Genomic DNA, 19510 nt, shown 5'->3' with positions numbered 1-19510 from the left:
CAAGTTGCATCAGACGTATCCTAAATAGCGGCGAGACGCCTGTTTTGCGGCTTGCGCGGCGTGATCGCTTATCTCGAAAACGCGAAGAAACGCGACGTGGATACGATAGGGATACGACAGGAAAGCGCGCCCAGAACGCAACAGGCGCGCCTTCAGGCTCGCGCGCCCACCGCCGCATGCACGCCGATTCCGGCGCCTTCGAGCGCGCCGCGAATGCGCCGCGCGAACGCAAGCGCATGCGGTCCGTCGCCGTGCAGGCAGATCGTCTGCGCGTTGATCGGCACCCACCGGCCGTCGATCGCCTGCACGCGCCGCTCGCGCACCATCGTCAGCGTGCGTTCGAGCACGGCGTCTTCGTCGTCGAGCAGCGCGCCCGGTTCCTTGCGCGGCACGAGCGAGCCGTCGGAACGATAGCCGCGGTCGGCGAACACTTCCTCGATCGCGACGAGCCCCGCCTCGCGCGCGGCCGTGACGAGGCCGCTATTCGCGAGCCCGAATACGGCGACCGACGGATCGAAATCGTGCACGGCGCACGCGATCGCGTCGGCGATGCGCGGGTCGCGCGCCGCCTGGTTATAGAGCGCGCCATGCGGTTTCACATGCGCGATGCGGCCGCCTTCGGCCTGCGCGATCGCGGACAGCGCGCCGAGCTGATACAGCACGCCCGCGTAGATGTCGCCGGTCGGCAGGTCCATCTCCTTGCGGCCGAAATTTTCCGGATCGTTGAAGCTCGGATGCGCACCGATCGACACGCCCTTCTGCACGGCCCAGCGCACGCAATCGCGCATCGCATTGGCGCCGCCCGCATGCCAGCCGCACGCGATATTTGCCGAGCTGACGAGATCGAGCAGTGCTTCGTCGGAGCCGCAGCCTTCGCCGAGATCGGCGTTCAGATCGATTTCCATGATGTTCCTCAACTCTTCATTCACGCGATGCGGCCTCGCGCCGCGCCGCGTGACTTCCTGCTGTTTGCCGTTGCTTCGGCCGCTCTGCCATCAAGGCTTGGCGATCGGCATCTCGCGCGCACGACGTTCTTCATGCAGCGCGATCGCGGCATCGATCTGCTGCAGATACTGCCGCTCTTCGAGCAGCGCAACGCGCGCTTCGTGCGGCGTCGTCGGCACGAACCGCACGGCGCCGTTGAGCCGGATCTGCGCGAGCTTCCACAGATCAGCGTAGATCACCGAGCCGATCTTCGGGTAGCCGCCCGTGGTCTGCGCATCGCTCATCAGGATGATCGGCTGGCCATTCGGCGGCACCTGTATCGTGCCCGGCATGACAGCGTGGGACAGCAGATCGATCGTTTCGTTGCGCTCAAGCGCGCTGCCGGCAAGCCGATAGCCCATCCGGTTGCTGTTCGGCGTCACGCGCCATTCGTCGGACCAGAACGCGCGGTGCGCGGCATCGCTGAAGCGGTCGTATTCGGGCCCGGGCAGCACGCGGACCGGCATCTCCGATGCGACACCCGACGCGTGACGGGCGCGCCGCACCGGCTCGTCGACGAGGACGAACTTGCACCACGTCGGCGGCTTCACGCCGAACGCAGGCGCATCGAGGCTCAAGCCACGCGGACGCGTAGCGGGCGCGCCGGTTGTTTCACCCGTTGTTTCACCGGTCCTTACGCTGGCCGCTGCTTCTCGTGGAGCGCCCGCGGGGACCCCGATCGGCAGCCTGTCGCCGTCGCGCAGCGCGCGGCCGCCGAGGCCGCCGAAGCACGCACCGAGATCGGTGCTGCGCGAACCGAGCACCGGCAGCACATCGATGCCGCCCGCGACGCACACATAGCAGCGCATTCCGCGCTTCGCCGCATTGAGCGTAAGCAACTGGCCCGCCTGCACGGGCACGCTCCACCACGAATAAACGGGCACGCCGTCGAGCGTCGCGCCGAACTCGCCACCCGTGATCGCCACGCGGGTCGCACGCGGAAAGCGCAACACGGCCGGGCCGAACGTGACTTCGAGCCCGGCCGCATCGGGCCGGTTGCCGACGAGCCGGTTGCCGACTTCGAGCGCGAGCCGGTCGAGCGCGCCGCCCATCGCGATGCCGAGATGCCGGTAGCCGTGGCGGCCGAGGTCCTGTACCGAGGTCAAACGACCCGCGCGGATCACGTCGATCATGTCCGTCGTTCCGGTCATGCGGGTCGCTGCGCGACCGTAAAGCGCACGCGGTCGCCCGGTTGCAGCAAAGTGGGCGGCGTGCGGGCGGGGTCGAATAGCGGCACCGTCGTGCGGCCGATCAACTGCCAGCCGCCTGGCGACGCAGCCGGATAGATACCGGTCTGCGAGCCGCCGATGCCGACCGAGCCCGCCGGCACTTCAACGCGCGGCTCGGCGCGGCGCGGCGTGTGCAGCGCCTGATCGAGTCCGCCGAGATACGCGAAGCCCGGCTGGAAGCCGAGAAAGAACACGACGTATTCGGCTTGCGCGTGGCGCTCCACGACCTCTTGCGCGCCAAGGCCCGTATGCGCGGCGACCGCGTCGAGGTCGGGTCCGCACGTGCCGCCGTATCGAACCGGTATCTCGATTTCGCGACCGGGCGCCGACCGATCGCCGGCTGCGTCCCACGCGGCGCGCAACTGTTCGGCGAGGGCCTTGCGATCGGCCGCGAGCGGATCGAACACGAGCGTCAGGTTGTTCATGCCGGGCACGACTTCGAGCACGTGCGGCCACGTGCGGGCGGCCTCTGCGGCGGCCCAGACGCGTTGCTGACAGTCGAGCGTGGCGGGCGGCGGCGACTCGCAGACGAGTGCCGTATCGCCGAACGCATAGATGCGGGGGGGACCGGAAGTGGGGCGAGTCGATGGGCTCATGGGTCGCGTCGAGGGTCGATGTGCGAATTCGCAATCTGCAGTCCCGACGCGTTTTTCATCGGGATCGGCTAACGTATATTCTCATTAAATTCTCAATAACTTCTCCATAAGCGTTTTCGCCAGGCTTTCACCCCAAGGCGTGCGTCGTACACTTGGGACCCTTCCTGCCGCATTCCGGGACCCTCTTCATGGCGCGTCATCCCACCAAGATAGTCTCGTCGGAACATCTCGTTTCCGACGAAAGCGCGGAACTTTCAGAACTCGAATACGCGCTGATCATGGCGAGCAACGCCTTCAACCGGTGGATGGTTCGCTGCATGTCGGCGGCGGGCGAAAAGGACATGACCGCGATCGAGGTGTCGCTGCTGCACCATGTGAGCCATCGCGAACGCCGCAAGAAACTCGCGGACATCTGCTTCGTGCTCAATATCGAAGACACGCACGTTGCGACCTACGCGCTGAAGAAGCTCGTGGCGCGAGGCTATGTGCATAGCGAAAAGAGCGGCAAGGAAGTGTTCTTCTCGGCGACCGACGCCGGACGCGAACTCTGCGTCAGGTATCGCGAGGTGCGTGAAAGCTGTCTTATTTCAACGCTGCGCGAAAGCGGTCTTACGAACCAGCAGATCGGCGAAGCCGCGCAACTGATGCGCAACGCGTCCGGCCTCTACGATACGGCGGCGCGCGCGGCCGCTTCGCTGTAACGCGAAGCTGTACCGGTCTGGGAGCAGGGAAGTATTCAGCAGCACGCGACGCCGGGTGCCCGCCCGCTGCGATCGAGTTCGTCATTGCCGCGCGGGTTGCAGCGGGTAGCAAGCGGCATCGGTGATGATCGCGTCGAGCGGCAGATCGTGCGGCTCGCGCGGCAGCGCGTTCGTCTTGCACGCTTCGTACGCGATGCCGACCGCGAGCGGCGCCGCGCCGGCCACGCGCCATCCGGCGAGCGTGCGATCGTAATAGCCGCCGCCGTAGCCGAGCCGGTAACCATCCTCGTCGAAGCCGACACACGGCACGAAGACCAGATCGGGCATGACCTCGCGCACCGTGGCAGGCACGGGAATGCGATGCTCGCCGATTTCCATCGGCATAGCGGGCGTCCACGCGTGAAACGCGAGCGGCGCATCGCGTTGCATGACGACCGGAACACACGCTTCGCGCGCGGCATCGAGCGCGAGCCATGCCGCGATCGCAGCGCGCGCATCGAACTCGCCTTCGAGCGGCCAGTAAAAGCCGACGCGCCGCGGCGCATGCTTGTGCAACATTTCGAGCAGGCGCCGGTTCAACGCGGCGCTCACGCCCGGGTCGCGGCTCGCATGCAGCCGAGCGTCGAACAACATGCGCCGCAGTCCCTTTTTCGATGATTTGGCGTCGGGGTTGCATGCTATCCTTTCGTTCAATTCGCGCTCCAGAAACAACGATGTCCACACGCCTCTTCCGAGTATATCGCGCGGTCGGTCTGGCACTTGCCGCGGCGGCCCTCGTCGCATGCAGCACGGCGTCCGCCGTGAAGCCCATCCCGCTTTCCCAGCTTACCAACGACGACCAGATCTTCGTCCAGTTGCGCGAAGCCGCGCGCAATAACGATCCGGTGCGCGCCGCGCAACTGGCCGCGATGATCCCGGACTATCCGGCGCCGTCGTACCTCGAGTACTTCCAGCTGAAGCCGCAACTGTTCGATTCGTCGGGACATGCGCGCATCGATGCACCCGATGCGCCGGTGCTCGCATTCCTGCAGAAGTACGATGGCCAGGCGATTGCGGACCGCATGCGCAACGACTACCTGACGGTGCTCGGCGCCCGCCACGACTGGCGCAACTTCGACCCGCAATACGCGCGCTTCGTGCTCAACGACGATACGCAGGTGAAGTGCTACGCGCTCGAATCGCGCGCGGCGCACGGCGAGAATGTCGCCGATGCGGCGCGCGCGCTGCTCGTCGAGCCGCGCTACTACGGCGACGGCTGCGTCGATCTGATCACCGCGCTCGCGATCAACCAGCAGTTCACGAGCGACGACGTCTGGCAGCAGATCCGCCTCGCGTACGAGCAGAACCAGACGAATACTGGCGCGAAGCTCGTCGATGCGCTCGGCAATCAGCGGCCCGACCCGGACCTCTTCAATCAGGCCGCCACCACGCCGCCGCTTCTGATCGCGCGCGGCGTCGGCGCCGATCCGCAGTCGCATCAGCTCGCGCTGCTCGCGATCACGCGAATGGCGCGCAACGATCCGGCGATGACGGCAGCCACGTTCACCTCGATCGCACAGTCGCTGACCACGCCGGAGCGCGCGATCGGCTGGGGCACGATCGCGTATCAGGCGGCCTTGAAGCAGATGCCGGGCGCGGTGGACTGGTACCGGCTGTCGGCGAACGCGCCGCTGTCGAATCCCGCTTACGAATGGCGCACGCGCTCGGCGCTGCTCGCCGGCGACTGGACGATGGTGCGCTGGTCGATCGAGCAGATGCCTGCCGCGCTGCGCAGCCAGCCGTCTTGGGTGTACTGGCATGCGCGCGCGCTGAAGGAGGCCGGCGACACGGCGCAGGCGAACGACGAATTCGCGCAGATCGCCTCGGGCTTCAACTTCTACGGGCAGCTCGCAAGCGAAGAACTGGGCCGCAAGATCACGGTGCCGCCGAAAACGACGGTCACGGACGCCGAAGTGCAGCAAGCGGGAAACACGCCTGGCTTTGCGCTGGCGCAACGTTTCTACCAGCTGAATCTGCGGCTCGAAGGCAATCGCGAATGGAACTGGCCGTTGCGCACGATGAGCGACCGGCAACTGCTGGCAGCAGCCGAGTACGCGCGCCGCATCGAACTGTACGATCGCACGGTGAATACCGCGGACCGCACGAAGACCGAGCACGACTTCTCGCTGCGTTACCTGTCGCCGTTCCGCGATATCGTCGAGCGCGACGCGCAGTCGAACGGGCTCGATGTCGAATGGGCTTACGGGCTGATTCGCCAGGAGTCGCGTTTTATCCTGAACGCACGCTCCGAAGTCGGTGCAAGCGGGCTCATGCAGTTGATGCCCGGCACGGCTCAACTGGTGGCAAAAAAGATCGGCCTCGGCCCGATTTCTCGCGAGCAGATGAACGACCTCAACACCAATATCCTGCTCGGGACGAACTATCTGTCGATGATCTACAATCAATTCGACGGGTCGGCCGTGCTCGCCACCGCCGGCTACAACGCGGGTCCCGGCCGCCCGCGCAACTGGCGTCAGTCGCTGCAGCACCCTGTCGAAGGGGCGATTTTCGCGGAAGCGATTCCCTTCCAGGAAACCCGCGACTATGTGAAGAACGTGTTGTCCAACACGGTCTACTATGCGGCGTTGTTCGAAGGCCGTCCGCAATCGCTGAAGGCGCGTTTGGGTTACATCGCACCGTAAAAGCGCCGTATCCGCCGCGCCGCATGCCATGCATGCGCGCGGCGCGGCTTCAGTTTCAGCCATTGCCGCGGCTTCCCTGCTGAATGCGAGCCACCAGCTTGCAGGACAACTGGAGGTCGGAAATGCGACATCAAACCATTGCGGTGATTGGCGGTTCCGGTTTTATCGGCAGCCATCTCATCAACGCGCTCGTCGAGCTCGGCAAGACGGTGCGCCTTGCGACACGCCGCCGCTATAACGCGCGACATCTGACGCTGTTGCCGATCGACGTGCTCGAAGTCGATGTGTTCGATCCCGTGCAGCTCGCGCGCTTCGTCGAGAATGCCGATGCGGTGATCAATCTGGTCGGCACGCTGCACGGGCACCGCGGTCATCCGTACGGCCCGGAGTTCGCAAAGCTCCATGTCGAACTGCCGACGAAAATCGTGGCCGCCTGCGAAGGCAAGGGCGTGCACCGGCTCATTCAGATGAGCGCGCTGGGCGCCGATCCGAACGGCCCGAGCATGTATATGCGTTCGAAAGGCGATGGCGAAAAGGCGGTGCGCGCGTCGTCGATGCTCGCAACGACCCTCTTCCGACCGTCGGTCGTGTTCGGTCCCGAAGACGCGTTGCTGAACAAGTTTGCGTTTTTGCAGCGTGTGTTTCCGGTCATTCCGCTCGCGATGCCCGATGCGAAGTTCCAGCCGGTGTTCGTCGGCGACGTCGCGAAGGCGATCGTCAATGTGCTCGATCTCGATGCCGCGAACGGCCGCGTCTACGAACTCGGCGGACCGGCGGTCTACACGCTCGAGCAGCTCGTCGAATATTGCGGCGCGGTGATCGGCAGGCAGGCGCGCATTATCCGGCTACCCGATGCTTTCGCGCGGCTGCAGGCGCTGACCTTCGAAATGGCGCCCGGCGAGCCTGTCATTTCGCGCGACAATCTCGATTCGATGAAAGTCGACAGCGTGCTGGCGGGGCCGCTCGCGCCGGAGCTCGACATCGAACCCGCGAGCATCGAGACGATTGCGCCCGTGTATCTGACAGGCGCGTCGCTGCGTTCGCGCTTCAATACGTTTCGCGCGAACGCGGGACGTTGATGGTGGTGATGATGTTCGAGGCGAGCTTGAGAAGCGCCAACCCATAACCAGCCTTTTTCCGGGGACAACGCATGAAACTCGTGATTGGTGACAAGAACTATTCGTCGTGGTCGATGCGCCCGTGGGTGCTGATGAAGCATTTCGGCATTCCGTTCGAAGAAGTCGTGGTCCGGCTCGGAGAGCCGGACACGCGTACGTCGATCCTCGAACATTCGCCGTCGGGCAGAGTGCCGTGCCTCGTCATGGACAACGGCGCATCGGTATGGGAATCGGTTGCGATCCTCGAGACGCTCGCCGAGCATTTCCCCGACGTGCCGATGTGGCCGCGCGATGCCGCCGCGCGCGCGCATGCGCGCAGCGTCAGCGCGGAAATGCACGCGGGCTTCGCCGAGCTGCGCACGAACATGTGGATGAACATCCGCGCGTCGTTTCCGGGCAAGGGCGCGACGCCCGGCGCGCTTGCCGACATCGCGCGCATCGAGGCGTTGTGGAGCGCGTGTCTCGACCAGTACGGCGGCCCGTTCCTGTTCGGCGAGTTCACCATTGCCGATGCGATGTATGCGCCCGTCGTGATGCGCTTCAACACATGGCGGCCGGCGTTGTCCGAAGCGGCCGCCGCCTACGCGCGGCGTCTGACCGATGCGCCCGCGGTGCAGGCCTGGATTGCCGACGCGATGCGCGAGACGCACACGATCGATTACTACGAAACCCCTGCATGAAGATCTACGCAGTCGGCGGCGCCATTCGCGACAAGCTGCTCGGCCTGCCCGTGCAGGACCGCGATTATGTGGTGGTCGGCGCGACGCCCGAGCAGATGGCCGCGCAAGGCTACAGACCGGTCGGCAAGGACTTTCCGGTGTTTCTGCATCCGGTCACGCACGAGGAGTACGCGCTTGCACGGACCGAGCGCAAGACCGCGGCGGGCTATCACGGCTTCCAGTTCTTCTATTCGCCGGACGTCACGCTCGAAGAAGACCTCGAGCGCCGCGACCTGACGGTCAACGCGATGGCGCAGGAGGTGAGCCCGGACGGCGAACTGACGGGGCCGATCGTCGATCCGTTCAACGGGCAGGCGGATCTGAAGGCGCGCGTGTTCCGCCATGTCGGTCATGCATTTGTCGAAGACCCGGTGCGCATTCTGCGCGTCGCGCGCTTTGCCGCGCGCTTCGCCGATTTCACGCTCGCGCCCGAAACACTCGAGTTGATTCGCAAGATGGTCGAGGCCGGCGAAGTCGATGCGCTCGTGCCCGAGCGCGTCTGGCAGGAAGTCTCGCGCGGGTTGATGGAGAACAAGCCGTCGCGGATGTTCGACCTGCTGCGCACAGGCGGCGCGCTCGCGCGCGTGCTGCCCGAAATCGACGCGCTGTACGGCGTGCCGCAGCGTGCCGACTATCACCCTGAAGTCGACACCGGCGTGCACGTGATGATGGTCGTCGACTATGCGGCAAAGCGCGGGTACTCGTTGCCCGTGCGATTCGCGGCGCTCACGCACGATCTCGGCAAGGCGACGACGCCCGATCATGTGCTGCCGCGCCATATCGGTCACGAAGGCCGCAGCGTCGATCTGTTGAAGCCGCTATGCGAACGGCTGCGCGTGCCGAACGAGTGCCGCGACCTCGCGGTGCTCGTCGCACGCGAGCACGGCAATATCCATCGTGTGATGGAGATGGGGGCGGTCGCGGTGGTGCGCCTCTTCGAGCGCAGCGACGCGTTGCGCAAGCCTGCGCGTTTTGCGGAGGCGCTGCAGGCGTGCGAGGCCGACGCGCGCGGGCGGCTCGGTTTCGAGACGCGTGATTACCCGCAGGCCGACCGGCTGCGCGAGGCGCTGGTGGCGGCGCGCGGCGTCGATGCGGGCGCGATTGCCGGGGCGCTCGGCGACAAACGCGAGGATAAGCCCACGGCAATCAAGGATGCGGTGCATCGGGCGCGCGTGCGAGCGGTCGCGCAGGCGATTGGTGAGACGGACCCGGAGAAAAACCCGGACAAAGACGGCGACTGAAGTCCTGTCGCACGACGAAGGCGTCGCCTACAGCCACCGCGCAATCAACGACAACAGCATCGACAGCACGAGCGTCGACATGAACGGAAACGGGTACTCGCGCCCAAAGATCCGCAACGTGACGTCGCCGGGCATGCGCCCGATGCCTATCTTGCGCAGCCACGGCCAGCATGCCGACAGCACCGCAACGGCGACGAACGTAGTGAGCAGCCAGCGGATCATCGTGTGGGTCCTTGGGTCGGAGCGTGTCAGAGCCCGTCAGAGCGTGTGAGAGCGGTCGCCGCTCGCAAACGCGTCGAGCGTGTCGTCGATGCCGCGCGAGAACGCGATCACCTTGAAGAGTTCGCCCATCTCCGCTTCCGATAACAGCTTCTGCACCGCGTTCGCGGCGGGCAGGAAGCGCGCGGCATCGGACGGGTCGAGTTCCGAGAGCGCTTCGGTAATGCCCGCGTTCATCAGAAAGCGCGCCTGCGACGTATAGCCGAGCAGATCGGCGCCCGTATCGGTGCCCGCTTCCGCGATGCCGCTGAATTCGACATGCGCGGTGATGTCCTGCAAGCCCGGATACAGAAACGGATCGCCGTGCGCGCGATGCCGATAGTGGCACATCAGCGTGCCCTGCGCGCGCTGCGCATGGTAGTACTCATGTCGCGGAAAACCGTAGTCGATAAAGAACGCGGCGCCGCGCGCGAGCATCCGGCAGATCGTGCGCGTGAACGCGCAGGCCGCTTCGTGCGTTTCGGTCACATAGTCGCCGTCGGCTTCGATTTCGTCGAGGAAGGCGGCATCGTGGGTGGACTGCAGCGCGCGGTCTTCGAAGGCGAAGGTGTGGTCGTGGCAGACCACGCCGCGTTCGCGCCACTGGCCGTTTGCGTGCGCGAAAAGGCGCACCGGCATCGCGTCGAGCACTTCGTTGCCGATCACGACGCCGGCAAATTCACCGGGCAATGCGTCGAGCCACCGCACGCGCGCGGCAAGCGCGGGCGCCTGTGCTTCTAGCATCGTCTGCTGGCGCTCGCGCAATTCGCCGGACAGATCGACGATCGAATAGGTATCGGGCGGCGCGCCGAGCGCGTCGAGCGCATTGAGCAGACCGGCCGCGAGCCGCCCCGTGCCCGCGCCGAATTCGATCACGTCGCGCGTGCCGCTTGCTTCGAGCGCCTCGGCGACGGGCCGCGCGAGCGTCGCCGCAAACAGCGGCGACAACTCGGGCGCGGTGACGAAGTCGCTGCCGTCTTCGGCGCGCCGGCCGAATTTGATTGCGCCGCCGCTGTAGTAGCCAAGACGCGGCGCATAGAGCGCGCGGTCCATATAGCGGTCGAACGGCAGCCAGCCGCCGGCCGCGTCGATGTCGGCGCGAATCAGCTCGGCGAGCGCGGTCGATTGGGCGAGCGCTGCGGCGTCGGGAGCGGGTAAACTATCGGGTTCGTGAGGCTTCGGATTCATTCCCGCATTGTAAATGAGCGACCGTTCCGTCCATTCGTCAGCCGGGGAAGCCGGCAGCGGCGAGGCTGGCCCTCGCCACGCGGTGCCGCCCGCGCGTGTCGTGCTGATCACCGGCGCCGCGCGGCGCATCGGGCGCGCGCTGGCGCTGGGCTTCGCCGCGCACGGTTGGGATGTCGCCGTGCACTACGGCGCATCGCGCACGGATGCCGATGAGCTGGTCGCCGAAATCGAAGCGCTGGGCCGCCGCACGATCGCCTTGCATGCGGATCTGGCGAACGAACCGGAAGTCGCGCGCCTGATCCCCGATTGCACGGCGGCGCTCGGACGTCCCGTATGCATCGTCAACAACGCCTCGCGCTTCGACGAAGACACGGCACGCGACGTCGCGTACGACAAGCTGCTGCATATGATGTCGATCAACGTCGGCGCGCCGCTCGTGCTCGCGCGCATGCTGCACGAGGCGACGCCCGATATCGCGCGGGAAGACGAAACGCAGCGCAGTGTCGTGATCAATCTGCTCGACCAGAAGCTGCAGAACATGAATCCGGATTACCTGTCGTACACGCTGTCGAAAGCGGCGCTCGAAGCCGCGACCGTCGCGCTCGCGCAGGCACTCGCGCCGAAGCTGAGGGTCGTCGGGCTGTCGCCGGGCCTGACGCTGCAGTCCGCGGAGCAGACGCCGGCGAGCTTCGCGGCCGCGCACCGGATGACGCCGCTTGGCCGCGCGTCGCGTCCGGAAGACCTCGTTGCCGCCGCGCTGTATCTGGCCGGTGCCGCGGGCGTGACGGGCACGACGCTCGTCGTCGACGGCGGCCAGCATCTCGTGCCGCTGCCGCGCGACGTGATGTTCCTGACCGGCAGCTAACGAGCCCAGCGCCCTGTGCGGCGCTTATCCAGCGTGCTTGCCGCACGCTTACCCATCAGATCGGGGACGACCATGCACGCCTTCTTTCATCCGAACCTCGCCGATTGCCGCCGGCTTTTCCTGCGCAACTACGAGGTCTTTATCAACATCGGTGTGCACGATTTCGAAAAGCGTGGCGAGCAACGCGTCGTGATCAACGTCGATCTGTTCGTGCCGCTCGCGCTGTCGACGCCGCTCGAAGACAAACTGCGCGAAGTGGTCGACTACGATTTCATGCGCGCGACGATTGCACGCCGCGTCGAGCAGGGGCACATCCATCTGCAGGAAACGCTGTGCGACGACCTCGTGAAGATCATGCTCGCGCATCCGCACGTGCGTGCGGCGCGCGTGTCGACGGAAAAGCCCGATGTCTATCCGGACTGCGATGCGGTCGGCGTCGAGGTATTCCGCATCAAGGACGCGTGAAGGCGGCTTCGGCTTGCGCTTGTGGGCAAGCGGTTCGGCGCGGCGGCAGACCGGCGCGCGACGGCTGCGCGCCATTGTCGAGGGCTTTCCTGACGGCGGCATGCGCGCGCACGAGGCGTCGCTCGAGTTCGTCGGTCGTGAGGCCCCAGGCCCACGCCGCCTCGCCCGGCGTCAGGCGCTCCGCTTCGATCAGGATGATCGCAATGCGCTGTTCGTCGGGCAGCATCGCGACGACCTGCAGCAGGCGGCGGTTCGTTTCCGAATTCGCCTCGATGCGCGGCACCGCGCGCGCGGCGCCCGCTTGCATGCGCCGCGCTTTCAGTTGCCAGCGCCGCAACATCGTCGACATCAGGTTGACGCGCAACGACATATACGGCGCGCAGTCGCACGTGCCGTCCTGCACGCCGCGACAGACGTTGTCGAGCAGTTTCTCCGCGTCTTCCGGTGTCGAGGCAAGACGCAATGCGAATTTCCATAACTGAGGCAGTAATGCCTGCACTGCCGTAATCGTTCGGCCGCTACCCATGTTGTAAATCCTTTGACGCTATCGAGCGACTAGAAGCGGCGCGACCCGATCGGGGGTAAGAGCGTTCGTGCCGGTACATGCTCGCGTCAAGGATGCCCGGGTGGGGCAGCGAACGCCTGGCTATTCGATGGTGGACTGAAAGCAGTCAGGGCGGCGCGAGTGCTTCGCCTGTTACTGTATTCAGTGAATACAGCAAAGTGAACCGATTTTTTTCAATGCCGCCGATCAACAATAACAATGGTGTCATCAGGCGCAATTGACACGCGCGAAATGCATCATATGGTCATGCTGCGGACCAGCACAGAACAAATGGCCGTTCAAAATTTGCATGCGATGCAAGGAGCGGCTGCGCGAAGAGACAGGCGGTTACGCGAGGACGGGTGGGCCGGAAACCTGTCATCGAGATGACACAAGCTGAATATAAGCCGATGCGCTTCGCATCCATGACCGGAACGAACACGCATCGCATGCGCATCAAAGGCGCAGCAAGCGGGCACCGGTTCGAATGCCGGGTCAGGCGCTTGCCGCGCGCTCCGACGGACGGACGAACTCGATGCGGTTTTCGCTCGAATGCGAGAACACGAGTGCCGCCTGCGTGTACGACGAATCGCCGAACAGCGACTCCTCGTCGACCTTCGCGAGGCCCGTGGCTAGCCCACGGAAGTCGAACAGGTTCGTGTCCATCAGATGCGAGGGCACGACATCCGAGAGCGCGCGGAACACGTTGTCGACGCGGCCCGGCGTTTCGCGCTCCCACTGGCGCAGCATGTCCTTCACCTTCTTGCGCTGCAGGTTTTCCTGCGAACCGCACAGGTCGCACGGGATGATCGGGTATTCCATGTCGCGCGCGTAGCTCGCGATATCGCTTTCCTTGCAGTACGCGAGCGGCCGGATCACGACGTGCGCGCCGTCGTCGGTGGCGAGCTTCGGCGGCATCGCTTTCATCTTGCCGCCGAAGAACAGGTTCAGGAAAAACGTTTCGACAATGTCGTCGCGGTGATGGCCGAGTGCGATCTTGTTCGCGCCCAGTTCCTTCGCGGTGCGATAGATGACGCCGCGGCGCAGCCGTGAACACAGCGAACACGTGGTCTTGCCCTCGGGCACCTTCTCCTTGACGATCGAATGCGTGTCTGCTTCGACGATGCGGTAGTCGACGCCGACCGATTCGAGGTAGCGCGGCAGCACTTCTTCAGGGAAACCGGGGTGCTTCTGGTCGAGATTCATCGCGATGATCTCGAACTTGACCGGGGCGCGCTTTTGCAGCGCCATCAGCACGGAAAGCATTGTGTACGAATCTTTTCCGCCGCTCATGCATGCGAGGATTCGGTCGCCGTCCTCGATCATGTTGAAGTCGTGAATGGCCTTGCCGACTTGCGACTGCAGACGGGTTTCAAGGCGGAAAAAGTTGTTCGACGCTTTCATGGCGGGGCTGACACGGAAATCGAATGGCGCGCCGCGTGCGGTAAAAAAGGCAAACTGCGCGGCGGTTCGTGGGATCAAGCCACGATGATACAACCAAACGCGCGGCGGCCCGGCGCCTCGGGCGTCGCGCAAAACCGCGCCGGCCGCGTTCCGGATGGCGCCGGCGGGCGCCTGCGGCACGCCGTGCGATGGCGACGCAGTGCGGCGCTCGCGCTCGGCGTTCGACCGTCGTCGCGAAGCGCTCAGCGCTTGCGCGCCTTCATCCGGAACATCACGGGCCGGTCGGGCAGCGTCGTCGCGCGGCCGATCGGCCGCACCGGCTCGTCGCTTGCGAGTTGCGCGTCGAATGCCTGCACGAGACGCGCGAGCGCGAGCGTCGTTTCCGCAAGCGTGAACTGCGCGCCGACGCACACGCGCGGCCCGGTGCCGAACGGCAGATACGTGAAGCGCTCGGGAGCCGGCGCACCGGGCAGAAAGCGCGTCGGGTCGAATGTGTCGGGGTTCTGCCAGAAGCCGCGATGGTGATGAAGCACCCACGGGCTGATCATCATCTGCGTGCCGCGCGTGACGGTTAGCCCTTCGAACGCATCGGGCTCGACGCAGTGGCGCAGGATCACCCACGCGGGCGGATAGATGCGCAAAGTCTCGTCGATCACCGCGCGCGTGTAAGGCAGCGCTTTGAGCACGTCGCCGGCACGCTCGGGGCTCAGATCGACGTCGCGCACTTCGTCGGCGAGCGCGGCTTGCGCGTCGGGCGCGTTCGCCAGCAGATACAGCGCCCAGAGCAGCGTGAGACCGCTCGGCTCGTGACCCGCGACGATCATCGTGCCGACCTGGTCGGCGAGCTCGACGCGGCTGAAGGCGGCGCCCGTCTCCGGATCGCGCGCGGCCAGCAGCGCATCGAACAGATCGCGCGGGCCGTCGGCGGCGGGCTGGCGTTCGCGTGCATCGATGATGCGCTCGACGAGCGCGTGCCAGCGCCGCCGAAAGCCGTGGCGCGGAATGTCGCGCGGCGTCGGCACCCAGTACGGCAGCACGAGTTCGGCGAGGCTCGCACGCGTGTGACGCAGCATGAACTCCTGCACGGCGTCGCGCACGGCTTGGCCGAATTCGTGGATTTCGAGCGAGAACATCGAACGCGCGGCAATCTTCAGCGCAAGCACGCGCATGACCGGCAGCAGATCGACGCTCGCGCCGTCGAGCGCGGCCAGCGCGTGCACCTCGTCCTCGGTGCACGCGGCGACATGGCGCGCCAGCACGGGCAGCATCTTCGGTGCGAGCGTGGGCGTGATCGTGCGGCGCTGATGCTTCCACTGCTCGCCGGTCGCGAGCATCACGCTATAGCGTCCGATCGGGCGAATCAATCGAACCGCATAGTCGGTGCGCGGGTAATTGACGTGGTTTTCCACCAGCACGCGATGAATCATTTCGGGCTTGTTGAGGAGCACGCGCTTCTGATGGAACAGGCGTTCTTCGACGTAATCGGCCTCGTAGGCATCGCGGGTCCAGAGCCGAAGACCGTCGTTGCGCATCGCATGAACGAAGCCCGCGGCCGATACCGGTTTGGCCGGCAACTGAGGCATCGGCGGGTTGAATAACGGGGCGGGACGGCAGACGGAGCGGGTCGGGAAGGGGAGCGTGCTATGCGATGGCGCTTGCAAGGGGATCTCTGCGTCGGCGGTTCGGTCAATCGGGTGGGCGGGGCGGCAGCGGGCGCGGGTACAACCCGAAAGAACGCTCGGCGCGAACGGTTATTCCCGCGCGCTCAATGGAGGTTCGCGAGAACGTGTGCATTGACGTGTCCGGCGATAAGCGCGGCGACATGCGCGGCGACGTGCGCTGCGACGTGCGCTGCGATATGCGCTGCGATATGCGCGGCAATATGCGGGATCACCTGTTTAACGTTTGCGATATCTGTTTTCGCATCGGCAAGGCGCTGATGTGTGCTTGCGAACGCGTCGAAACCGCGCGTTTGCACACGTCGTTCGTGGTCGGAAGGCCCACATAAAAGCACTGTTTTGCCGTTGTCAGCGGCGCTTTTGCCGCGAGGCAGCATGTTAGAATTGCGCACCTCAAACTCGACCAACGCCCACGACATGAACATCGTGATTCTGGCGGCAGGCATGGGCAAGCGCATGCGTTCCGCGCTGCCGAAAGTGCTTCATCCACTGGCCGGTCGGCCGCTTCTCTCGCATGTCATCGGCACGGCCCGCACGCTGAATCCGACGCGACTCGTCGTCGTGATCGGCCATGGCGGCGAGTCGGTGCGCGAGGCGGTCGCGGCGCCCGACGTGCAGTTCGCCGTGCAGGAGCAGCAGCTCGGCACGGGCCATGCCGTGCAGCAGGCGCTGCCGCTGCTCGATCCGTCGGTGCCAACGCTCGTGCTGTACGGCGATGTGCCGCTCACGCGCGCAAGCACGCTGCAGCGCCTGTGCGAAGGTGCAGGGCAAAACGGCTACGGTGTCCTGACGGTTACGCTCGACGATCCGCAAGGCTACGGCCGCATGGTGCGCAACGCGGCGGGCAAGGTCGAGCGCATTGTCGAACAGAAAGACGCGACGCCCGAGCAGCAGAAAATCCGCGAGATCAACACGGGCATCGTCGTGATGCCCACCGCGCGTTTGCAAGCGTGGCTCGGCGCGCTGAAGAACGACAATTCGCAAGGCGAGTTCTATCTGACCGACGTCGTCGAACTCGCGATCGAAGCGGGCCTCGAAATCGTCACCGCGCAGCCCGACGAAGAATGGGAGACGCTCGGCGTCAACAGCAAGCAGCAACTCGCGGAGCTCGAGCGCATCCATCAGCACAACGTGGCCGATGCGCTGCTGGTCGCGGGCGTCACGCTGGCGGATCCGGCGCGCCTCGATGTGCGCGGTTCGCTCGACTGCGGGCGCGACGTGTCGATCGACGTCAACTGCGTATTCGAAGGACAGGTCACGCTGGCCGACAACGTATCGATCGGCCCGAACTGCGTGATCCGCAACGCGACGATCGGCGCGGGCACGCGTGTCGACGCGTTCACGCATATCGAAGGCGCCGATATCGGCGCGCATGCGGTCGTGGGGCCCTATGCGCGGCTGCGGCCCGGCGCGGCGCTTGCTGACGAAGTGCACATCGGCAATTTCGTCGAAGTGAAGAACGCGGCGATCGGCCGCGGTTCGAAGGCGAATCATCTGAGCTATGTCGGCGATTCCGATGTCGGCACGCGCGTCAATATCGGCGCCGGCACGATCACCTGCAACTACGATGGCGCGAACAAGCTGCGCACCGTGATCGAAGACGACGTGTTCGTCGGCTCCGATACGCAACTCGTGGCGCCGGTGCGGGTCGGCCGCGGCGCGACGATCGCGGCCGGCACGACGGTGTGGAAGGACGTCGAGGAAGGCGTTCTCGTGCTCAACGACAAGACACAAACGGGCAAGCACGGGTACGTGCGCCCGACCAAAAAGAAAAGCTGACCCGAAGGCGGCGCATCGAAGCGATGCGTCGCGCGTAATGCGTCGGCTGGTGCCCTTCGCTGACGGCGCAGTGTTCAACACGCTGCGCCGCTGAACTCAGCAACCCAACTCTGCAAAAAGGATCATCGCTATGTGCGGTATTGTCGGCGCGGTTGCGCAACGAAACATCGTCCCGGTTCTGATCGAAGGGCTGCGACGGCTCGAGTACCGCGGCTACGATTCATGCGGTGTCGCCGTGCTGGCGAATGGCGAACCGCGCCGTGCGCGCAGCGTCGCGCGCGTCGCCGATCTCGACGATCAGGTGCGCGACACGAAGCTCGGCGGCGAAACGGGTATTGCGCATACGCGCTGGGCGACGCATGGCGCGCCGGTCACGGACAATGCGCACCCGATCTTCTCGCGCGACACGCTCGCGATCGTGCACAACGGCATCATCGAAAACTACGAGACGCTGCGCGAGATGCTGCGCGGCAAGGGTTACGAGTTCGTCTCGCAGACCGACACCGAAGTGATCGCGCATCTGATTCACAGCCTGTATCGCGGCGACCTGTTCGCGGCGGTTCGCGAAACGGTGCAGCAACTGCACGGCGCCTATGCGATCGCGGTGCTGCACAAGGATCAGCCGCATACGGTGGTCGGCGCGCGGCAGGGTTCGCCGCTCGTCGTCGGGCTCGGCGAAGGCGAAAACTTCCTCGCGTCCGACGCGCTTGCGCTTTCGGGCAGCACCGATCGTTTCATCTTCCTCGAAGAAGGCGACGTTTGCGAACTGCGTCTGGACGGCGTGCGCATTGCCGATCGCGATGGCCAGGCGGCGCAGCGCGAAGTGCGGCAAGTCGCGGCGTATGGCGGCGCGGTCGAGCTTGGCCCGTATCGCCACTTCATGCAGAAGGAAATTTTCGAGCAGCCGCGCGCGATCAGCGACACGATTCCGGTCGCCGATTCGATCGAGGCGTCGCTGTTTGGCGAGAACGCGCCGCAGGTGTTCAAAAAGATCGACAGCCTGCTGATCCTCGCTTGCGGCACGAGCTATTACTCAGGGCTCACTGCGAAATACTGGCTCGAATCGATCGCGAAGATTCCGACGCAGGTCGAGATTGCGAGCGAGTACCGCTATCGCGACTCGGTGCCGAATCCGAACGCCCTGGTCGTGGTGATCTCGCAGTCGGGCGAAACGGCCGATACGCTTGCCGCGCTCAAGCACGCGCAGTCGCTTGGCCACCACCATACGCTTGCGATCTGCAACGTCGGCACGAGTGCGATGGTGCGGCAGACCGAATTCGCGTTTCTCACGCATGCGGGGCGCGAGATCGGCGTCGCGTCGACAAAGGCGTTCACGACGCAACTCGTCGCGCTGTTTGTGCTGGCTGTGGCGTTGGGCAAGCTGCGCGGGCATCTCGATGCGTCGCAGGAAAGCAGCTATGTCAAACAATTGCGTCACCTGCCGGCTGCGTTGAACAGCGTGCTCGCGCTCGAGCCGCAGATCATCGCGTGGTCGGAAGAGTTTTCGCGCAAGGAAAATGCGCTGTTTCTCGGCCGCGGGCTTCACTATCCGATCGCGCTCGAGGGCGCGCTGAAGCTCAAGGAAATCTCGTATATCCACGCGGAGGCTTACCCGGCTGGTGAGCTGAAGCATGGGCCGCTTGCGCTCGTGACCGAAGCGATGCCGGTCGTGACGGTTGCGCCGAACGATGCGCTGCTCGAAAAGCTCAAGTCGAACATTCAGGAAGTGCGCGCGCGCGGCGGCCAGCTTTATGTATTCGCCGATTCCGATACGCGCATCGTCAATGCCGAAGGGCTGCATGTGATCCGGATGCCTGAACACTACGGCGTGCTTTCGCCGATTCTGCACGTCGTGCCGCTGCAGTTGCTTGCGTATCACACGGCGTGTGCGCGCGGGACCGATGTGGATAAGCCGAGGAATCTGGCGAAGTCGGTGACGGTGGAGTGAGGGGCTTGTAACTGGAGAGCACCATGGGATAGCACCGTTAGTTTCGGTTACGGCGTGCCATTAGTTTCGGTTAGCAGCGGTGCGCCGCTGCCTTCAAGTCCTTGTCAGCAA

At 65.1% G+C, this 19510-nt stretch carries 19 protein-coding genes; 10 read left to right on the top strand and 9 right to left on the bottom strand.

The window, feature by feature from the left end:
- Positions 1-152: 152 nt before the first annotated feature.
- From pxpA to pxpB, 3 genes are all read right to left on the bottom strand, one after another.
- Positions 153-905, bottom strand: a complete 753-nt coding sequence (pxpA, locus tag BTO02_RS19705; RefSeq protein WP_075158436.1) for a 5-oxoprolinase subunit PxpA — start codon at positions 903-905, stop codon at positions 153-155.
- Between the two features lie 90 nt (positions 906-995).
- A complete protein-coding gene (locus tag BTO02_RS19700) occupies positions 996-2117 on the bottom strand; it encodes a biotin-dependent carboxyltransferase family protein (protein WP_075159026.1) in 1122 nt (373 codons plus the stop codon).
- A gap of 14 nt (positions 2118-2131) precedes the next feature.
- Positions 2132-2809, bottom strand: coding sequence for a 5-oxoprolinase subunit PxpB (gene pxpB / locus BTO02_RS19695; RefSeq protein ID WP_075158435.1), 678 nt, complete (start codon positions 2807-2809; stop codon positions 2132-2134).
- Between the two features lie 188 nt (positions 2810-2997).
- Here pxpB and BTO02_RS19690 point away from each other — a divergent pair, with 188 nt between their 5' ends.
- Positions 2998-3510: a winged helix DNA-binding protein gene (locus BTO02_RS19690; RefSeq protein ID WP_075158434.1), complete on the top strand. Its 513-nt coding sequence runs from the start codon at positions 2998-3000 to the stop codon at positions 3508-3510.
- Positions 3511-3591: 81 nt separating this feature from the next.
- Here BTO02_RS19690 and BTO02_RS19685 read toward each other — a convergent pair whose 3' ends face one another.
- Positions 3592-4143, bottom strand: coding sequence for a 5-formyltetrahydrofolate cyclo-ligase (locus BTO02_RS19685; RefSeq protein WP_232243399.1), 552 nt, complete (start codon positions 4141-4143; stop codon positions 3592-3594).
- Between the two features lie 80 nt (positions 4144-4223).
- On the opposite strand from BTO02_RS19685, the gene BTO02_RS19680 reads away from it, so the two are divergent.
- The 4 genes from BTO02_RS19680 (at position 4224) to BTO02_RS19665 (ending at position 9269) form a co-directional block, all read left to right on the top strand.
- A complete protein-coding gene (locus BTO02_RS19680) occupies positions 4224-6191 on the top strand; it encodes a lytic transglycosylase domain-containing protein (RefSeq protein ID WP_075158433.1) in 1968 nt (655 codons plus the stop codon).
- Positions 6192-6313: 122 nt separating this feature from the next.
- Complete coding sequence (locus BTO02_RS19675; RefSeq protein ID WP_075158432.1) at positions 6314-7270, top strand: complex I NDUFA9 subunit family protein; 957 nt, start codon at positions 6314-6316, stop codon at positions 7268-7270.
- A gap of 71 nt (positions 7271-7341) precedes the next feature.
- A complete protein-coding gene (locus BTO02_RS19670; protein ID WP_075158431.1) occupies positions 7342-7989 on the top strand; it encodes a glutathione S-transferase family protein in 648 nt (215 codons plus the stop codon).
- The gene (locus tag BTO02_RS19665) at positions 7986-9269 is read left to right on the top strand and encodes a multifunctional CCA addition/repair protein (RefSeq protein ID WP_075158430.1); all 1284 of its coding nucleotides are present in this window, start codon (positions 7986-7988) and stop codon (positions 9267-9269) included. The genes BTO02_RS19670 and BTO02_RS19665 overlap by 4 nt, the downstream gene beginning before the upstream one ends.
- A 27-nt stretch (positions 9270-9296) precedes the next feature.
- Here the strand turns inward: BTO02_RS19665 and BTO02_RS19660 are convergent, their stop codons facing one another.
- Positions 9297-9491 carry a DUF2905 domain-containing protein gene (locus tag BTO02_RS19660; RefSeq protein WP_075158429.1) on the bottom strand — a complete coding sequence of 65 codons (195 nt, stop codon included), beginning with the start codon at positions 9489-9491 and terminating at the stop codon, positions 9297-9299.
- 36 nt (positions 9492-9527) lie between these two features.
- Positions 9528-10715: a class I SAM-dependent methyltransferase gene (locus BTO02_RS19655; protein WP_075158428.1), complete on the bottom strand. Its 1188-nt coding sequence runs from the start codon at positions 10713-10715 to the stop codon at positions 9528-9530.
- A 13-nt stretch (positions 10716-10728) separates the two neighbouring features.
- Here BTO02_RS19655 and BTO02_RS19650 point away from each other — a divergent pair, with 13 nt between their 5' ends.
- Positions 10729-11580 (top strand): SDR family oxidoreductase, encoded by an 852-nt coding sequence (locus BTO02_RS19650; protein WP_083615183.1) that lies wholly within the window; start codon positions 10729-10731, stop codon positions 11578-11580.
- 72 nt (positions 11581-11652) lie between these two features.
- On the top strand, positions 11653-12045 hold the full coding sequence (locus tag BTO02_RS19645; RefSeq protein WP_075158427.1) for a dihydroneopterin aldolase: 393 nt from the start codon (positions 11653-11655) through the stop codon (positions 12043-12045).
- Here the strand turns inward: BTO02_RS19645 and BTO02_RS19640 are convergent.
- The 3 genes from BTO02_RS19640 to BTO02_RS19630 all read right to left on the bottom strand — a co-directional run bounded on the left by BTO02_RS19640 (position 12032) and on the right by BTO02_RS19630 (position 15576).
- Positions 12032-12571, bottom strand: a complete 540-nt coding sequence (locus tag BTO02_RS19640) for an RNA polymerase sigma factor (protein WP_156883860.1) — start codon at positions 12569-12571, stop codon at positions 12032-12034. The genes BTO02_RS19645 and BTO02_RS19640 overlap by 14 nt on opposite strands.
- Before the next feature lie 513 nt (positions 12572-13084).
- A complete protein-coding gene (gene ttcA / locus BTO02_RS19635; RefSeq protein ID WP_075159023.1) occupies positions 13085-13993 on the bottom strand; it encodes a tRNA 2-thiocytidine(32) synthetase TtcA in 909 nt (302 codons plus the stop codon).
- A 242-nt stretch (positions 13994-14235) separates the two neighbouring features.
- Positions 14236-15576, bottom strand: a complete 1341-nt coding sequence (locus BTO02_RS19630) for a cytochrome P450 (RefSeq protein WP_083615182.1) — start codon at positions 15574-15576, stop codon at positions 14236-14238.
- 65 nt (positions 15577-15641) lie between these two features.
- Between BTO02_RS19630 and BTO02_RS19625 the strand changes: the two genes are divergently transcribed.
- From BTO02_RS19625 to glmS, 3 genes are all read left to right on the top strand, one after another.
- Positions 15642-16001: a hypothetical protein gene (locus BTO02_RS19625; protein ID WP_156883859.1), complete on the top strand. Its 360-nt coding sequence runs from the start codon at positions 15642-15644 to the stop codon at positions 15999-16001.
- A gap of 88 nt (positions 16002-16089) precedes the next feature.
- A complete protein-coding gene (gene glmU / locus BTO02_RS19620) occupies positions 16090-17451 on the top strand; it encodes a bifunctional UDP-N-acetylglucosamine diphosphorylase/glucosamine-1-phosphate N-acetyltransferase GlmU (RefSeq protein WP_075158423.1) in 1362 nt (453 codons plus the stop codon).
- Positions 17452-17581: 130 nt separating this feature from the next.
- Positions 17582-19399: a glutamine--fructose-6-phosphate transaminase (isomerizing) gene (gene glmS, locus BTO02_RS19615; RefSeq protein WP_075158422.1), complete on the top strand. Its 1818-nt coding sequence runs from the start codon at positions 17582-17584 to the stop codon at positions 19397-19399.
- The last annotated feature ends 111 nt before the right edge of the window (positions 19400-19510 follow it).

The sequence above is a fragment of the Paraburkholderia sp. SOS3 genome (assembly GCF_001922345.1).
Lineage (GTDB): Bacteria > Pseudomonadota > Gammaproteobacteria > Burkholderiales > Burkholderiaceae > Paraburkholderia.
Note: the sequence above shows the minus strand (reverse complement) of the source record. Positions and strands in the feature narration are given on the sequence as shown.